Here is a 17,181-nt window from a genome sequence, read left to right as displayed (position 1 = left end):
GAGAGGGATAACATATGGCAACCAGTGAAAAACACGTAAGAAAACAGGATGAAAAAGGAATATGGAAATCCTATATCCGGTTAATGTTCAAAGCTAAATTACCATGGGGTTGGATCATATTTGTATCAGCTCTCTATATTATTTCGACCACTATCACACTAGCGTTTCCAAATTTCGCTTCAAAAGTAGCGACCGGCGTATTGAAGCCATACATCATTTGGGGGACAGTTGGATTGATTGTCGCAGACGTCGTCATGTCTGGCATTATCCGTTATTTTAACAAACTACTTGTTGCTAAAATTGATGTCAGTTACCGCTCATTGATTTGGGAACGACTAATTAAATCACCTTTACGTTTTTTTGACCAGATGAAACCAACAACAATGATTTCTCGTATCACAACCGATGCATCTACAATCAGCACAGTCTTAGGATCATATCTGCCATCCTTAGCAGCTACTATTTATGGAAGCATCGGGGTTGTGGCAGTCATATTTACATATGATTGGCGTCTTGCATTATCGGTAATTGTTTATATCCCACTGTATCTTATTTTCAATCTGTACTATGGGAAATGGAATTACCGTGCATTCAAGGAGACATACAATCGATTATCAACCTTGACCCAATTCCTATCCGAATTACTTATGAGTGTTCCGCTCATTAAGACATTTGTTGCAGAAGAGAAAGAGGACGTACGTGGTCATAAGAACTTGCAGTATTACTATAAAGCGAATATGCGTAGATATATCATTATGTGGGTTGAAAATCCGATAAATGGTATTTTGAGCGTAACATCAGATATTCTCGTCATTATGTATGGCGGCTATCTTGTGAAATCTGGAATTATCACGATCTCTCAATGGCTTGGATTTTTCATGTATATTGGAATGCTGTGGGGTATGCTAGGCTCCTTACTAATGATGTATGTGGAAATTAAGAAAAGCCAAGGGTCAACTAATCGCATCGCAGAATTGATGGATGGTGATTTGGAAGAAAGTGAAAGAAGTTTCAGCATTGCAAAGTTGGAAGCTGATATCGTGTTTAAAAATGTAGCATTCAGTTATAGTGAAAACCCCGTTTTAGGATATATCGATTTTACCATTCCTGTTGGGAAAGTAACGGCAATTGTCGGACCAAGTGGAAGCGGGAAGTCAACAATATTTTCATTGCTACAACAATTTTATCAACCGGATTCTGGTGAAATCCAAATTGGAGATACACCAATTTCAGAATATCACTTACCAGATTGGCGAAACTTGTTTGCTGGGGTAGCACAAGATAGTCCAATGATTTCTGGGACGATTCGAGAGAATATCGTCTATGGGGTTAACCGAGATGTTACCGATATTGAATTGGCAGATGCCGCTCAGAAAGCAAATGCTTTGGAGTTCATCCAAGGATTCAAAAACGGGTTCGATACTTACGTCGGTGAGGCAGGTTCGAATTTGTCAGGTGGGCAACGCCAAAGGGTCGCCATTGCGAGAGCAATCCTTCGCAACTCCGAGATTTTATTACTGGACGAAGCCACTGCAAGTTTGGATAGTCAATCAGAGAAATCCATTCAGCAAGCGATGGAATTATTGAAGAAAGGTAGAACGACTATCATGATTTCCCATGATTTATCAACAGTCCAAGATGCTGACCAAATTATTGTATTGAATGGCGGAACAGTGGATGGTATTGGAACACATGATGAACTCTTAAAAACGAATGAGTTATATCGTCTTTTAGTTCAACTCCATACAAGTTCATCGGTAGGTTAAGTCATGCAAATTAGGCAAGGGGGGGGAATTATGGAGGGAACGAAAGAACGTGGTTGGAAAGAGTTTTTTACGCTCATCTTCAAATCTAAATTACCATGGCGTTTATATATTATAGGTACTATAGTAGCGGCTGCTTCCACAACTGTAGCTTTAATAATGCCGAAGTACATTCAGGGGATATTTGAAGGGGATATTTTCAATAACGAGGTCGTTAGGAATTATGTCTTGTTAGGAGTACTCGCAAACACACTAGTAGCTATCTCAGCACTGTTTTTCTCGATTACACCGCCAATCGCTATGCGGAATGTACAGAAAACGGTATGGTCAAAAATCATGAATATGAAAATGAGAGACTATTCAAAACAACCTTCTCAGCAACTAATTAGCCGTATTACAGATGACCCGGTTTACATTGATAGCGTCGTCGCGGGTATGAAGACTGTTTTGACTTCAACATATTCGCTAGTGGGCTCTTACGTGATCATGTATAATATGAACGCCAAATTGACGTTTGCACTATTGCCGGTCATTCCATATATTCTAATTGTCTCGGCGGTTGTGGGACATTATACACAAAAAACACAAATGGGCGTCCAAACACAATACTCAGGAGTTACCGCATTTTTTGCGGAACGGCTGCCTAGAATCCGATTAGTGAAATCTTTCAACAAAGAAAAAGAAGAAATTAGGTTAGGAAAAGAAATACTAATTGGTCAATATAAAGCGGAGAAAAAAAGGATTACCGTAGACTTGTTTGCAGAGCCTTTAATGCAAAGTGTTCGAGCAATCATTGTCGGAACCGTACTACTATACGGTAGCTATCTTGTTTCCAAAGGGGAACTCAAGGTCAGTCAAATTATTTCCTTCTATTTATACGTTCAGTTCATCCATATGAATGTATTGCAGTATGGCTTATTTTGGCAGACGTTGAAGCAGGCAAAAGGGGCTTCTGTGAAAATCTCCAGCATCCTTGACGCTGAGAGTGAAAGGATGAAACGTGAAGAACCGATTCCAGCCACGGAAAAACAGGACTTGATATTTGAAAATGTCTCCTTCAGTTACGATGAAAGAAACATATTATCACGTTTAAACATGACGATTCCAGCAGGCAAGGTGACTGCAATTGTTGGACCAAGTGGCAGCGGAAAGTCAACTGTTTTCAAACTAATTGAACGTTTCTATGATCCAAATGTAGGACGGCTAGTTATTGGAAATACAGCTGCCGAAAAAATCCATCTTGATGATTGGAGAAAATCCATTGCATCTGTATCGCAATCAAGCTCGTTAATATCTGGTTCAATTCGAGACAATATAACATATGGGCTCGATAGGAAAGTAAGTGCTGAAGAAGTAAGACGAGCAGCAGAATTGGCGGATGCCCTAGAATTTATAGAGGAGTTCTCTGAAGGCTTTGATACGGAAGTCGGTGAATTTGGCTCAAGACTGTCAGGCGGACAGCGCCAACGAATCGCGATTGCACGTGCATTTATACAGGACGCACCTATATTGCTTCTTGATGAAGCAACGTCAAGTATCGACGCCCAGTCCGAGAGTAAAATTGAAAAATCGTTGGCTTTGCTCATGAAGGGTAGAACAACGATTATAATCGCTCATGACATGAATTTCATAAAAAACTCTGACAAAATTATCGTCATTGACGCAGGAACGGTTTCTGGTTCAGGTACCCATGACGAATTGATAAAAACCAATGTACTATACAAAATTTTAGCGGATATTCAGTTGTCTAAAGATGAGAAAATGGCAATTATCTAAATTCAGCAGTAGTGTACAAGCGTATAGGATTTTGCTTCCGTTCAGCATTGAGTCAAACTTCCTTTGAATCTGGATAAAGGAATGTAATCCAATTATGCGCATTAAAAGAATGCTACAATCTCTGTTTGAATCACTGATCTTTCAGTGTTCAATATAAAGAAACCTATAGGAGGAATGTAAGATGAAAAAGCTATTTATGTTATTAATGGTGGTATTAATGGTTTCTGCACTTGCTGCTTGCAGCGAAGAAGACAAAAATACTGAGAATGAAGCAGAGAAAAATGACTCGACGGAAACAACAGATGGTGCGACTTCAGAAGAAATAGAGAATGAATACTACAACAACGTCGTAGAAATCCTAAAAGACGAAGGTTATGAAGTGACAAATATCACTGCAGGGGATATAGACTTTTTTACGGATACAAAAACGTCTTTTGCAGCTGAAGTCAATGGAGAAGACATGCTTACATTACAAATGTTTGAAATTGACCCAAACAGTGAGCATTTGAAAAATGCGAAGGAAACTGGAATGGGACAAGCGGAATATGAAGGAGAAGTAGCGGAGATTCCAGTTCTTGTTGTCGGGAATTATTTTGTTTTCATGGCGGAAGGTCATCCAAATCAACCAGATATCTATAAACTTCTTCAGGAAAAATTGAAGTAAGTGATTTGAAGGTTTACTCAAAAAATGCGAACGAGGATTTTTCTTCCTTGTTTGCGTTTTTTTAGATTCATAAACTTTGAAATTGATACTTGATGGATTTTTCGATATAATAATTTAATGAAGGTTATTAAAAGAATATTTTAAAATCTTAAAAATCCATATCGTATAGATGGAACAATGACTAGAAACAGGTGACGAAATGGGTATGACTTTAGTTATCCACATAATGGAAGTGCTTGTATGGTCCATTCAACTTTTCACAGGACTATTATTAGGCCTCTCAATGGTTGGTTTAAAAGTTCGACACTCACTTAAAAACTTGATAATACTTAGTTTCCTATTCGGGATAATTTACAGCGTCGCTCATACTTTTTATCCGTCAGATTATATTCCTTTTCTTCTTTTCATAGTGCTATTTGCCATACTTGTCCAGATGATGAAAGTGCCTGTCACACAAGTCTTAATCGCTTTACTCCTTGCACTTATTTTCAATTTACTTATCATTACACTTTTGGAGTATAATATATTCTATCTTCTGCTTGACATGGCGAATGTAACACTCGATGTTGGAACGAAAATGTCGATTGATTTTTTTGCAATGTTGACTAATATATTATTATCAATGATCATTGTTTCGAGATCACCGGTTATATTTCCGAAAAGCTTATTTGAAAAGTCATTGAGTCCAGACGATTCTGAAATTTCTTTTAGTAGTCAGGTATACTCTGTTATACTCATATTATCCCTATTAGTTATGGGTCTCTATTTTACGTCGATGGAACTTCAACACATACGCATACATTACCGCTGGTTCCTCACAATTTGGTCACTGGCCGTTACAGTTGCCATTATCTTATTCCAACGTAAAATTATTTTATTTAAAAACGAAAAATTTCAACTATTTTTAGATCAGCAATATCAGAAGGAACTATTATCGTTTTTCAGTATAATTCGATCGCAACGTCATGATTTCAATTTTCATTTGACCGCCATTAATGGTCTTATTCAAAAAAAAGAATATGACGCCTGTAAAACATATATTGAAGAAATGGTGAAATCGGCAACGGTGATAAACGATTTGTTGCCACTCCATCATCCGGGCACTGCTGCAATGTTAAGCACATTCAAAGAAAAAGCCGCAGCGAATGGGATTACAATTGAATTCATTATAACGAATGATTTACGGAATTGTCCTTGTTCAGTTTACGAAACCAATAAAGTGATTGGTAACCTTCTCCAAAACGCAGTGGATGAAGTGGAGCAGCACCTAAATCACAAGCAACCGATTGTAGTAGAGATGAATACGCAAGGAAATCAGCTCCTCATCACTGTAACAAATGAAATCAATTTAATGGGTGATAAGTTGGATAATCTTTTCCAAGTTGGATATTCCACAAAAGCCCATCATGAAGGGCTTGGATTGCCTGCTGTAAAAAAGATTGTCGAAAAGTATCACGGAATTGTATACACAGAATTAGATGGTGGGAACATTAGTTTCCGTATCTCGATTCCTGAAGTGTCTAATACTAAATGGGGGTGAAGAGCATTGAATATACGGGCGTTAATAGTGGATAATGATCGAAGCTGTATTGACGACCTGAAGATCCATCTAGCATCACACCCATTTGTAAACTTAGTAGGTGAAGCGAACAGCTCCGAAGACGCCCTTGTGTTTCTGGAGACTCATCGTGTTGACTTGTTATTTCTTGATATTGAAATGGAAGGCATGAATGGGATTGGTTTTGCACACCTTGCAGAATCACTCTATCCAAATGTGTTGATTGTATTCGTGACGGGGCACCCCCAATTTGCATTGGAGGGCTATGAAGTTCATCCTGTTGATTTTTTAACTAAACCTGTTAATCCGATACGCTTAAAAAAAGCCCTTCAAAAAGTGGAGGAGCGCATATTGGAAGCGCCGTTGCCTAGAGATGTGAAAATTGGCTTGAACGTGCCTGGTGGCATACATATGATTTTAGTAAGTGATATAAGGTTAATAGAAAAAAGAGGAAGAAAAGTTTTTGTAGAGAGCAAAGGGGGAAACAGATACGAAACGAGAGAAACAATGAAGAAGTTGGAGGAAATACTCCTTCCTTTCAACTTCGTCCGTACCCACCAATCCTTCCTCGTTCCTCTTCATACAATTATGTCTATCACTCCCGATTCTTTTTCTCGCTCTTACACGGTCCATTTGAAAAACTTCGATGACCTGGTCCCACTTAGTAGGAAGAATTATAATGAACTGAAAGACAAATTGCAAAAACAAGTTGAAGGATTGACGATACACTAGCAACATATGGGTCGCTCACACAACTCCGACACTAGTCTGACGATTGAGTAGAAAACCATAGAATACAACCACTCGACCGAGCAATTGGTTGGGGGGCTGTTTCTATTTTTGACAATTAAGGTTACTAACGCTGACATGACAACGTTTCTCCATCTTACTAAAAAGATAATACTAGAGAAAGAGAAACCGTGTTAAATTACACGGAGACGGACCGTGTGGATTTGATGGCGATTGTCCAGTTATTGCTTCATGGGCGTAGTGCGACGAGCGTAGACTCATTACTGGAGCTAGAAGCGTTAAAAACGTTGACGAGAGCCAGACGGACAGTAGTGAACACACAAACGCTGACTATCAAAAATCTACGTTTGTATATGACCATATTTTCCATGAGTTTCTAGAGGGAAATGTAAAGGTTGATGGTGAAAATAAGGTGATTAAAATCCCGCTTCATTGACAATGTGCATTTCAACTTTCTTAGCCGGGGAAAAGGTTATTCTGTTTACAGTGAGAAATCGTATACGATTTGCACTCGAGTTGACTGTTGGAAGGGACAGTGACTGTAGATTATCCAGTGACTGCGCTTATTGGTCATAGTTATGTAACGATTATTAAGAATATAAAGAGTTTAGTTGAATAAGTATGACATGGTCTTTGGGCAGAAATCTAATTTCCTTGAAGGCCTTTTATTAATTTACAGCACATTAACCCGATTCATTCTCTCCGTGATAGGTTAAGAAATATTTATGACTGGTTGAAGTAAGATGGAACACGATTAATACTATTGGGTTACTCAGATATTGTGGCACTATGAACTTGTAATGTGAGTTCTATTTTTAACTTTATGTGGTAGATATTAAAAATGAGAAAAAAGGCCATATTATTATGACAGCTTATATCATTTTAGAAAACAACAAAGATACACAAGAGCTGATCAATCATCTAAGTGGGAAAGATAATGGGACGATTACCGTCGTTGACTAAAATCTTGAAAATATGTTAACCAAAAGAGGTGATGCCACTTATGTAAATGGGACTTATATAGATAGCATAAAAGACATGGATCTCCCATTCGTGTATTACCACTACATCCAACCAATCCATTGAAGAGATGTATGGAAATGGAGACAAAGTTTAAGTAGTAAACGGTAAATCCGAGACACTTTAGATAAGGTTTCCCCGTAATTTGGGAGATTACCGACCTATGAGTAAAAATTTTATATAGTGACAGGTACCTTTTACTTAATTTTTAATGTAACTAAAACATCATGTATAGCAACAAGTTTTGTTTCGAGCCGGTGCAAAAGATAAAATGATCCAAATATCGGAAAACCGAGTTCCTGTATGAGACTCATCGATTGTTCGATCCCGTTACCTCCTCTCTTTACATATGAAAAACTGGTAAACCAGTCATTGCATCCTGTTAGCCGTTTACAAGTTCAGTTACATTTCGTTCTCCAATTTGGGGGCCCGCTATTGTTGCGAGTGGAGTACCGTTCAATTCGAATACAGCTGAAGCGATTATTTCCTGCATCACAGCCTCTACGCTTTGCTCCGTCAAATCCGTACGGGGTTCATCCAACGTCATGGTTACCTTTTTATCGGTTGCTGTGTTGAAGTTAAATTGTAGTGTTTTAGCCATCTTTTATCCCCTTTTTTCTTATGTCTAGCTCCAATGCCTAGAGGCTCGGATCATAAGTCGGTCCGGCTATACAGCAAAGAACGCTGCTTCGGCAGCCCATCTTATGCCTGTCGTCTCTACTCAGTCGTTTCCACATTTCATTATTAGTCAATTACTCTTGATGTTTCTAGGATTTCTGCTCCGATGAAGGGGGAAATCTGATAGCTGGGCAAGTTGCTCCAGAGCGTTGTACAAGTTATCCGCTTGTACATTGTCCTTGATATTGCGGTACATTTTCGATTTACGGATGAGCTTGCCGTCATCTGTCAAGCCTCCGTCCAAGTAAACCCGACCGGCCACCTGTTAAAATTCAGTTGTCGCTACCATGTGATCACATCCTATAATCTTATATATAGTGAATATAAGGAAAGGGATACATTGTTAGTGATATTGATAATAAAAATCGTTTATGGTATTAACGATGATTGCATCATACCTTTCGTAAGTTTTAGGAAGTACCGAATAAATGGGGGAAGTTCAACAAAACTATCGTTGAGTCTAACAATGTCCAGAATGTTTCCAACCAATCCCATGGAGTCTACAACTGTCTTCGGAAAGTGTCCAACAGAACTATCGAAATGATCAACATCTTTAGAGCATCTGGAAGTATTTAAAGAGCTTTTTAAACATATCCAATAGCCCCGAATCCAATAATTCTACCTCCCATTGTGGAGGTAGGATTATTTTAACTGAAGTTAGATGATTGGCAAAAAAATATCAAAGATCGAATAAGTACCAAAACATGGTATGATTGGGCATGGAAGCACAAGTATGTTTCTGGAAAGCAATTGCTAAGACATTCTTTTTGATACGAAAGTTATGACTTGAGTAGATTATAATGGAAGGAAGTTATCTTTAATGAAAAAATATCTCTTTAAAGCTACAATATCAGCAGCAGTAACACTCGTTTTACTTATTTCACTCCTACCGTTACAGGTTAAAGGAGCAAGCGTGACGCCCCCTAAAAACGAGATGCGTGCGGCTTGGATTGCAACCGTTCAAAATGTGGATATGAAACCTGGCATGAATGCAGCTCAATATACTGCTTGGGTACAGAAAACATTGGATCACTTGAAAGCTAATAAATTCAATGCAGTTATTTATCAAGTAAAACCAACAAATGATGCGTTATATCCTTCAAAATTGGCGCCGTGGTCATCCTATATAACAGGGGGTAAACAAGGGAAAAGCCCTGGTTACGATCCTTTATTAATAATGATTAATGAAGCGCACAAGCGTGGTATGGAGCTACATGCATGGGTCAACCCTTACCGAGTAACAATGCCTGGCCAAACATTAGCAAGTCTTGCGCCTAATAATGTAGCCCGCACAAATCCTGGCTGGGTAGTTAAATATGGTAAGCAATATTATTTGAATCCTGGACTTCCTGAAGTACAAAATTATTTAATAGCTACAGTCAAAGAATTAGTAGCTAAATATGATATTGATGCTGTTCATATGGATGATTATTTTTATCCTTATAAAATTAAAAATGAAACATTTCCCGATCAAGCTGCATTTAAGAAATATGGATCTTCTTTCAAAAAAATAGCCGATTGGCGTCGAGATAATGTCAACCAACTTGTCAAAAAGGTTTATTCATCAATTAAAACAACTAAACCACATGTGCAATTTGGGATTTCTCCATTTGGAGTGTGGCGCAATCAATCAATGGATCCTACTGGCAGCAGTACGCGAGCTGGTGTAACAAATTATGATGACTTATATGCGGATACAAGACAATGGATTAAAGACGGCAGTATTGATTATATTACGCCACAAATCTACTGGTCTAATACACTGTCAGTAGCTAAGTATTCAACTCTATTAGATTGGTGGAGTAAAGAAGTAGAAACATATGCCGACAAACATCCTGTTAATCTATATATTGGTCTAGCTGATTATAAAGTTGGCGTTGACGCCGATAAAGCATGGAAGAACAAAATGGAGTTACCAAACCAAGTATTTGCTAACAGAGCAAACCAAATAGCTACGGGTCAAATGCACTTTTCTTTAAAGAGCATCCAAAAAAATCAGCTTGGTTATGCAACAATCCTGAAGCAACAACTTTATAATTATACTGCTTTAACGCCAGCAACTTCTTGGAGCAACGCAGCAATTCCAGCAGAACCAACATGGGTACAAGCTAACAATGATATAGCAGGAATGAAGTTAGTCATCCAGGATCAAACGACTACACAACCAAGAAAATATGTCATCTACCGTTTTGAAGGAAACCAAGTGGGGTCCTATGAAAATCCTCACAGCATAGTAGATGTTGTCTATAATACAAAAGGAAATACCGTATTTTTAGATAAGACAGCAAACCGCAACAAACAATACACATATGGAATTACTTCCGTATCCGCCACTGGCATTGAGAGTGAGAATGCATATGTTGTGACGTCTGAAGAGGTTAGGCGCTAGGGAAATAACGCTAATTTGTATGGGTTGGACAGATGAATACCTGGAATAAACGAAGTGTAGGTGCGCTATATTGAGCCTACAGGTGTTTCGGTAACCAAAGAAAAGTTAGTCATTCATAGCAAACAGAAAAGCCCTTTTAGCAATCAAAGGGCTTTTTGTGTTTTGATGATAGAGACAAGTTAATGTGAGTAATAAAATTTGTGGGGTCTCCAACGAATCGTCGAAAGTGTTCAATCTTTCACGGAAAGCGCCCAACCAACGAAGGAGTGTCCAACAAACTCAGGAAAGCCTCCAACCATTCCCAACCCGACGTCATCAATCCACACCAAAAACTCCAAAGAGAAAAATCCCTCCAGGTGTTCCACATAACCTAGTTATTCATCCCATGAAAAATCATGTTAGTCAATATCTGATTCCTGTTTCCTTTAGTCTCGACAAAATTAAAATAATCCTTCGGTAGATTGAAACCAATTTCAAACAGTCCCAGTTATGCAATCGGACAATAGTTAGTAACCAATTTGATTTTCCCAAGGTCTTACTATTTGCTCAATCCTTGTTTTTGATTGAAAAATGAATTCACTGACCTGTTGTGCGTGGATGTTTAGACCTTCTCTTTCAACCTGGTAGCAATTCCTAAATGGCGGAGGATCTTCGAGTAAGCAGACATCAATCCACCCTTGTTTATGAAAATTCCTGGCAATTGAAACAGGAACAACCGCCCAATACTCCCCTTTAGATAGGAACTCCAGTAGCATTTTTGCCGTGTCGATTTGAATATATGTATTAGTAGGTGGCCCCCAATGTTTCTCATGCCAAATATGATAATCGATTCCCCAATTAATATAAAGCTGGTTTTCCGGGATAAGTTCATTATTGGGAATAAGGCGATCGATAAAGTCATTTTTCTTACTTCGAATCAATACCATTTGTTCTTCAAACAATAGACTTACCTTTACGTTACGCAGAATACGATCTTGTAAAGAAAAGCCTATATCGATTTCTCTGCGATCAATCAGGGAATAAATTTCATTGGATTGATGTGTGTGAATAGCAATACGGATATGGGAGTTTTGCTGAGAAATCAATGGATATATGGTATTCAATATATAATTATGCACACTATCGACAGCCCCAATTGTGATGGTAGCTTCCGTGCTCATCGATTTCAAATTTTTCGCTTCCAATAATAAGGATTCATACTTCAATGCAATTTGATAAAATCGTTCTCCTTCATTTGTCAGTGAAACACTTTTTACACCTTTTTCACGTTCCAACAATATGACACTGTATTCTTTTTCAATGTTATTCAAACGCTGGCTTATTGTTGATTGAGAAACATAAAGATGATTCGCCGCTTTCGAAAGACTACCCAGTCTGACAATAGACAAGAAAGTTTCGACTTGACTAAGATTCATATAATGCCCCCTATATATCTAATTTATCGATAATTAATAGTTATATATTTAATTTTACTATATATATCTTGCTTGTTACACTTAAAACTATGAAAGGGCTTTCACAATATTTCAAAAAGGGGGAATTGAAATGAAACGGTGGCTTAAATTACCATTGTACACGCAAATCGCAATCGGGGGGATACTTGGAATAATCCTTGGATTTATTTTAGGGGAGAATGCAAAATACATAGCACCATTGGGGACGTTATTTATTCGCTTGCTCCAAATGTTAATTATACCGCTGGTTATCACGTCGGTTCTGGCTGGGATATTAAGTATGAAAGATGCAAAATCAGTTGGTAAAGTCGGCGGTTCTTTTTTAGTCTATTTGATCATTACGAGTATCATTGCAACAACGATTGGGGTAATTGTTGCGCTTATACTAAAACCAGGTAAAGGATTACAATCATTATTAAATCATGGAGAAAAGGTTGAAACGGTGGAGTTCGATTTCGTAGAACACTTTCTATCGTGGGTGCCTAATAATATATTCCAATCATTGGCGAATATGGAGATGCTCCAAATCATTGTATTTACAGTGATCATTGGACTTGTCATGCTTACCCTTGGTGAAGAAAAGGTTCCGACTATTACAAAGTTTGTTAATGAAGGTGCGAACCTCATGCTGAAATTAACGGGATATATTATTCAATTAGCGCCTTATGGAATACTTGCACTGCTTGCAAATCTGGTAGGGACATTCGGGTCAGAAATGTTATCTGCTGTTGTGAAATTTGTAGTTGCAGACTATATTGCATTGATGGTTGTATTGCTAGTTGTCTATCCCATCATGTTAAAATTTACAACTGGTTTAAATCCGATTCAATTCTATAAAAACATATATCCATCGATGCTCTTTGCATTTACGACATCTACAAGTTCTGCTACCATTCCGGTTTCACTTCAAGTTACAAAAAAGAACTTAGGAATTTCTGAAAAAACTGCTGGATTTACAATTCCGTTTGGTGCAACGGCGAATATGGATGGTTTTGCGGTTGCAATTGGGATCATTTCTGTATTTGCCGCAAATCTATATGGAATAGAAATTACATTTGGTTTAATAGTACAATTCGTTTTATTAGGATTGGTCTTGTCAATAGGTGCCGCAGGGGTGCGTGGTGCGGGAATTGTCATGTCTATTGTCCTTTTGGAAGCATTAGGGATGCCACTATTGATTATTCCAATTTTAGCCGCAATTTGGCCAGTAATTGATATGGGACATACAACATTGAACATTGCCGGTGATTTGACAGGTACAACAATCGTTGCCACTAAGAACGACGATTTAAATGAAGAAATATTCAATGCGAAAAATAATAAAATTACGACGGATGCAAAAGAAGTATTTTAAACTATCATTTGAAAGGTCGTGTTGTTATGTTAGAACGCAATACTAAATTTTTCCCACAACAGTTACAAGAATTGATATCTTCCAGTTTCTTATACGTAAATGAGGATGTTTACGGGAATGATCGGCTATTTTTTGAAAATGCCGGGGGATCGTTAAGATTAAAATCTGCTGTTGACGCACAAACACAGTTATCCTCGTTGCCGGACTGTCCTGAGCGTACGCATGATATAGCAATGGACATTCGGAAAGTAATTGAAAAAGGAACGGAAGATATCCGACTTATTCTGAATGCCAAGGATGGTTCGATTGCAACGTCCCTCACTGCATCCAAGTTGATGTTTGAAATAATTACGACCATTGCAATGGATAAGTCTAGTGGTAACATTGTAACAACAGACATTGAACATCCTTCATCTTATGACGCATGTCAGTTTTCAGCAGAGCAGTACAAACATGAGTTGCGGGTTGCTAAGGCTGATCCAAAGTCAGGCAGCATTCCTTTGGAAAATATTCTGAAGCTGATTGACGAAGAAACAGTTCTTGTATCCGTTATTTTAACCTCCAATATTACAGGAGCCATGCATGATATTAAAGGCTATGCGGATGCGATACGTCTAAAAAATCCTGATACTATTATCGTGGTAGATGCCGTACAGGGAGCCCCCCATGGTCCAATTGATGTTGATAAATGGAAAATTGATGCTCTAAATATTGCTCCATATAAAATGTTCGGCAATCGCGGTGTAGGATATGCGTATCTTTCTAATCGCATTGCTTCGCTTCCGCATCATAGATTACTTGCGACAGATGATGATAACTGGAATATTGGTAGTCCGACACCTGCACAATTTGCAAGTTTTTCTAAAGTAATTGATTATATTTGCGAAATAGGCAGTTATTTCAACTCGTCTGACGATCGTAGAACATTAATTTCAGAAGGGATGAATCGAATCCATTTGCAAGAGCAGGCTATCTTAAACCGGCTGATTAACGGATCGAATGAAAGGCCAGGTATAAAGGATATTTCGAATGTTACAGTACATTTCGAAGAAGCGAATGGAATTAGACAAGATCTTATTTTGGCATTGACCTTCGATAATATATCTTGCGAGGAGGCTGTCCAATTATATGGAGAACAAAATATTTTGGTCTACGCAAGGGAGTCGAGCAGCCACTACTCCAAAAGAATTCTGGATGCAGTGAATTTGGATGCCATTGTTCGAGTCTCTCCAATTCATTGCCATACGTCTACAGATGTAGATAAATTCCTTGAAATCACACAGAAGATTTCTGAAATAACACGGTGAAAGGGGACTGGAAATAAACTCTGTTTTACGCGAGGGCTCTAAAATAGAAACAGCTTCAATTCAGACTTTATATCTGGATTGAAGCTGTTTTTATTAGGATTCGAAGATGTGATAATGTCGAACTTGGTTAGGTGGCACCGTAGGAATCTAACTATTCTTGGGTTAGTATCCAATGAATCCGCGAAAGCGTCCAGCAAAGGGGGGAGTGTCCAATCAAATCAGTAAAGTGTCCAACAAACAGAAATCCAATTATCTACTAACCACATAAATCCCTTCATATCAAGGTATTTTCCGATTCTTGAAAATAGGGAGAATGAACTTAAAGTAATGGTTACGGGGCAGTCCGTAAGGTATCTTACTGTATTAGTAACAGTTTACTAGAATGGTATTAACTAATAGCAGACAATTGTTACTTGTTTAAATGGAATGGCATATTTCGTGTGGGTTAAATGATCTAAGCTTATATCATTGTATATTGTCTTTCTTTGACAGTTGGTTATCTTAGTGGTATCTATTAGTATTATGGGAAATTCATGTAAATCATTGATAGCGCTTTTTATATAGAAGAGGGACAACAATCTACTATAGACATTTGAGGTGTATTCATTGAATATTGGCTATAAAAACATACTGGTACTAACATTGAGCTCCTCATTACTAGTAGGAGGATGTACGGGTATGGATAATTTAACCAACGATGAAAAAATTGAGGTCAAGAAACCGTCGACTGAAAACAAGAGAAATGCGTACGAAATAGAGAACTTCGTACGTGTACAGGACTACACCGGTGAAGGTTATAAATTGCGCGACAGCAGACCAGAAACAGGAAAACTGGTTGAAGAACACCGGGGAGAAATCGAAGAAGCGGTCCAAAAGTATTTCTTAAGCACCTATAAAACAGAAGTGATTGTCCATAACATCATCGGGGCAGTCGATGGTGCAACCGTATTTGTGGAATCAGTAGGTGAACCCCATTTTTATACGTATGCAATTATACCAATCGATGTGGATAGTGAAACCGTGGAAACTGATGAAGTCTGGTCCGAAGAAGGGCAAGTTGAAAATGCGATTCAAGGCGCATTATATGCAATGATTTATGAACAAGAATTTGCAACGCTAGATGAATACTTGGAAAGTATACTTCAAAAATACCCTGTTGTCGGAGTACCAATAGAGGCAATAGAAAAAGTCGGAGGTTCTGGATTCTCGAGTTCAGTGTACAGAACAAGCAAGATCGGTAACGAATTTCAAGGGATATATGATATGTATTTAGAAAACCCGGAAATTAGTAAAGAAGAAATAAAAAAGAATTTGAGTAAAGCTGATTACAAGCCAAATCAAATGTTGATTCTCATAGAATTATTTATGAAAGAATCTGACACGGAACCCGATCAGGCGGTCTTTGATAAAATCGTTTCAGATATTAATGAGATGGAAGGTATACCTAGAGGTGCGTATACAATTATTTTGAATGATAACTTGATTGATAAAAGAAGAGGTATCGGAACAAAGGATAATACGCTGGAAAGTATGAATCCAAATGAAATTTTGAAAGAATGAGGAGGTAGAAAAAAATCCCTCAAGTCTCATATTCGGTGGATGAAGAACCCTCCCTCTGATTGAAGATTAACTTTATATAGCGATAAAGATTTAGTCGAATTGACTGGTTAATCTAAGCTGAGTACTCCCTTGTATTTTGGATTTTTTATTTCTGGCAAGATTAAATTCCATGATGAAAACCTCATACAAACCAACTTAGAAATGAAGGGTTCAATTGGAAGGAGACTATGAGTTGAAACGATTACAAATGACAATCTTGATAGTTTTTACGATTTTGATAGTGGGCTGCACGGGCATGGAGAAATCGGGCGATAATGAAGAAACAACAACGGACCTTCCAGATAAAATTGCAGCACAAGATGAGTTTACACGTACTTTCCTCGTTTCAACTGACGAAGTGGCAGAAGGGCATTATGCTTTTAAGCCATGGACAGAGGCATATACGATGTGGATACCTGTGGATGCTAAACTATCCGAAGGGTTTTATGAAAAGCGAGAAAAGCACTGGGAACGATTTTCTTATGCATGGCTAGATAACGAAGAAAATCTTTCCTACGGCTTATTTGCGCAGTTTGAAGATCGACCTGACTCTGAAGTGGTAGGGTTAGAACATTTGTCTGACTACGCTCAGTATGTGGGTGAATATAGTAAAAGTGACGATGAAAACAATATCTATTATTATGGTAAAAGTGTTTATGAGACTGGACAAGAAGGGGAGGAAAAAATTCCTGTCTATTCACATATAGGCTTCATTAAACATAAAAACAGTGATAAAGCATTGGGGATATTATTTGATCACCATTGCAGTGATTGGACAACAAATTGTAATGCAGATACAAAAAGTATTAAAGATCATTTTTGGGGATTGGTCAAATCAGTAAAATTTGAGGATTAAGCTAAATCATGGA

At 38.0% G+C, this 17,181-nt stretch carries 15 protein-coding genes; 11 read left to right on the top strand and 4 right to left on the bottom strand.

What is annotated here, in order from left to right; translation table 11 throughout:
* Window positions 1-14: 14 nt before the first annotated feature.
* The 6 genes from ACGLYD_RS16050 (at window position 15) to ACGLYD_RS16025 (ending at window position 6,891) form a co-directional block, all read left to right on the top strand.
* A complete protein-coding gene (locus ACGLYD_RS16050; protein WP_399629217.1) occupies window positions 15-1,766 on the top strand; it encodes an ABC transporter ATP-binding protein in 1,752 nt (583 codons plus the stop codon).
* Window positions 1,767-1,796: 30 nt separating this feature from the next.
* The gene (locus ACGLYD_RS16045) at window positions 1,797-3,539 is read left to right on the top strand and encodes an ABC transporter ATP-binding protein (protein ID WP_399629215.1); all 1,743 of its coding nucleotides are present in this window, start codon (window positions 1,797-1,799) and stop codon (window positions 3,537-3,539) included.
* Between the two features lie 181 nt (window positions 3,540-3,720).
* Window positions 3,721-4,203, top strand: a complete 483-nt coding sequence (locus tag ACGLYD_RS16040) for a hypothetical protein (protein WP_399629212.1) — start codon at window positions 3,721-3,723, stop codon at window positions 4,201-4,203.
* A 205-nt stretch (window positions 4,204-4,408) separates the two neighbouring features.
* Complete coding sequence (locus ACGLYD_RS16035) at window positions 4,409-5,743, top strand: sensor histidine kinase (protein ID WP_399629210.1); 1,335 nt, start codon at window positions 4,409-4,411, stop codon at window positions 5,741-5,743.
* Between the two features lie 6 nt (window positions 5,744-5,749).
* Window positions 5,750-6,493 carry a LytR/AlgR family response regulator transcription factor gene (locus tag ACGLYD_RS16030; protein ID WP_399629207.1) on the top strand — a complete coding sequence of 248 codons (744 nt, stop codon included), beginning with the start codon at window positions 5,750-5,752 and terminating at the stop codon, window positions 6,491-6,493.
* Between the two features lie 188 nt (window positions 6,494-6,681).
* Window positions 6,682-6,891 (top strand): hypothetical protein, encoded by a 210-nt coding sequence (locus tag ACGLYD_RS16025; protein WP_399629204.1) that lies wholly within the window; start codon window positions 6,682-6,684, stop codon window positions 6,889-6,891.
* An 837-nt stretch (window positions 6,892-7,728) separates the two neighbouring features.
* Here ACGLYD_RS16025 and ACGLYD_RS16020 read toward each other — a convergent pair.
* The 3 genes from ACGLYD_RS16020 to ACGLYD_RS16010 all read right to left on the bottom strand — a co-directional run bounded on the left by ACGLYD_RS16020 (window position 7,729) and on the right by ACGLYD_RS16010 (window position 8,471).
* Window positions 7,729-7,845 (bottom strand): YvrJ family protein, encoded by a 117-nt coding sequence (locus ACGLYD_RS16020; protein ID WP_399629201.1) that lies wholly within the window; start codon window positions 7,843-7,845, stop codon window positions 7,729-7,731.
* A gap of 68 nt (window positions 7,846-7,913) precedes the next feature.
* The gene (locus tag ACGLYD_RS16015; RefSeq protein WP_399629198.1) at window positions 7,914-8,132 is read right to left on the bottom strand and encodes a DUF2922 domain-containing protein; all 219 of its coding nucleotides are present in this window, start codon (window positions 8,130-8,132) and stop codon (window positions 7,914-7,916) included.
* Window positions 8,133-8,279: 147 nt separating this feature from the next.
* Window positions 8,280-8,471 (bottom strand): DUF1659 domain-containing protein, encoded by a 192-nt coding sequence (locus ACGLYD_RS16010; protein ID WP_399629195.1) that lies wholly within the window; start codon window positions 8,469-8,471, stop codon window positions 8,280-8,282.
* A 558-nt stretch (window positions 8,472-9,029) separates the two neighbouring features.
* Here ACGLYD_RS16010 and ACGLYD_RS16005 point away from each other — a divergent pair.
* Entirely contained in the window at window positions 9,030-10,598 is a 1,569-nt protein-coding gene (locus ACGLYD_RS16005; RefSeq protein WP_399629192.1) for a glycoside hydrolase family 10 protein, read from the top strand.
* Between the two features lie 506 nt (window positions 10,599-11,104).
* Here ACGLYD_RS16005 and ACGLYD_RS16000 read toward each other — a convergent pair.
* On the bottom strand, window positions 11,105-12,013 hold the full coding sequence (locus ACGLYD_RS16000; protein ID WP_399629190.1) for a LysR family transcriptional regulator: 909 nt from the start codon (window positions 12,011-12,013) through the stop codon (window positions 11,105-11,107).
* 130 nt (window positions 12,014-12,143) lie between these two features.
* Between ACGLYD_RS16000 and ACGLYD_RS15995 the strand changes: the two genes are divergently transcribed.
* The 4 genes from ACGLYD_RS15995 to ACGLYD_RS15980 all read left to right on the top strand — a co-directional run bounded on the left by ACGLYD_RS15995 (window position 12,144) and on the right by ACGLYD_RS15980 (window position 17,168).
* Window positions 12,144-13,406, top strand: coding sequence for a dicarboxylate/amino acid:cation symporter (locus ACGLYD_RS15995; protein WP_399629188.1), 1,263 nt, complete (start codon window positions 12,144-12,146; stop codon window positions 13,404-13,406).
* A 26-nt stretch (window positions 13,407-13,432) separates the two neighbouring features.
* Entirely contained in the window at window positions 13,433-14,713 is a 1,281-nt protein-coding gene (locus tag ACGLYD_RS15990) for an aminotransferase class V-fold PLP-dependent enzyme (protein ID WP_399629186.1), read from the top strand.
* A gap of 678 nt (window positions 14,714-15,391) precedes the next feature.
* Window positions 15,392-16,273: a DUF1672 family protein gene (locus ACGLYD_RS15985; RefSeq protein ID WP_399629183.1), complete on the top strand. Its 882-nt coding sequence runs from the start codon at window positions 15,392-15,394 to the stop codon at window positions 16,271-16,273.
* A gap of 232 nt (window positions 16,274-16,505) precedes the next feature.
* Window positions 16,506-17,168: a hypothetical protein gene (locus ACGLYD_RS15980; RefSeq protein ID WP_399629180.1), complete on the top strand. Its 663-nt coding sequence runs from the start codon at window positions 16,506-16,508 to the stop codon at window positions 17,166-17,168.
* Window positions 17,169-17,181: the final 13 nt, after the last annotated feature.

This window comes from Sporosarcina sp. SG10008 (assembly GCF_044569405.1).
Classification (GTDB): Bacteria; Bacillota; Bacilli; order Bacillales_A; family Planococcaceae; genus Sporosarcina; species Sporosarcina psychrophila.
Note: the sequence above shows the minus strand (reverse complement) of the source record. Positions and strands in the feature narration are given on the sequence as shown.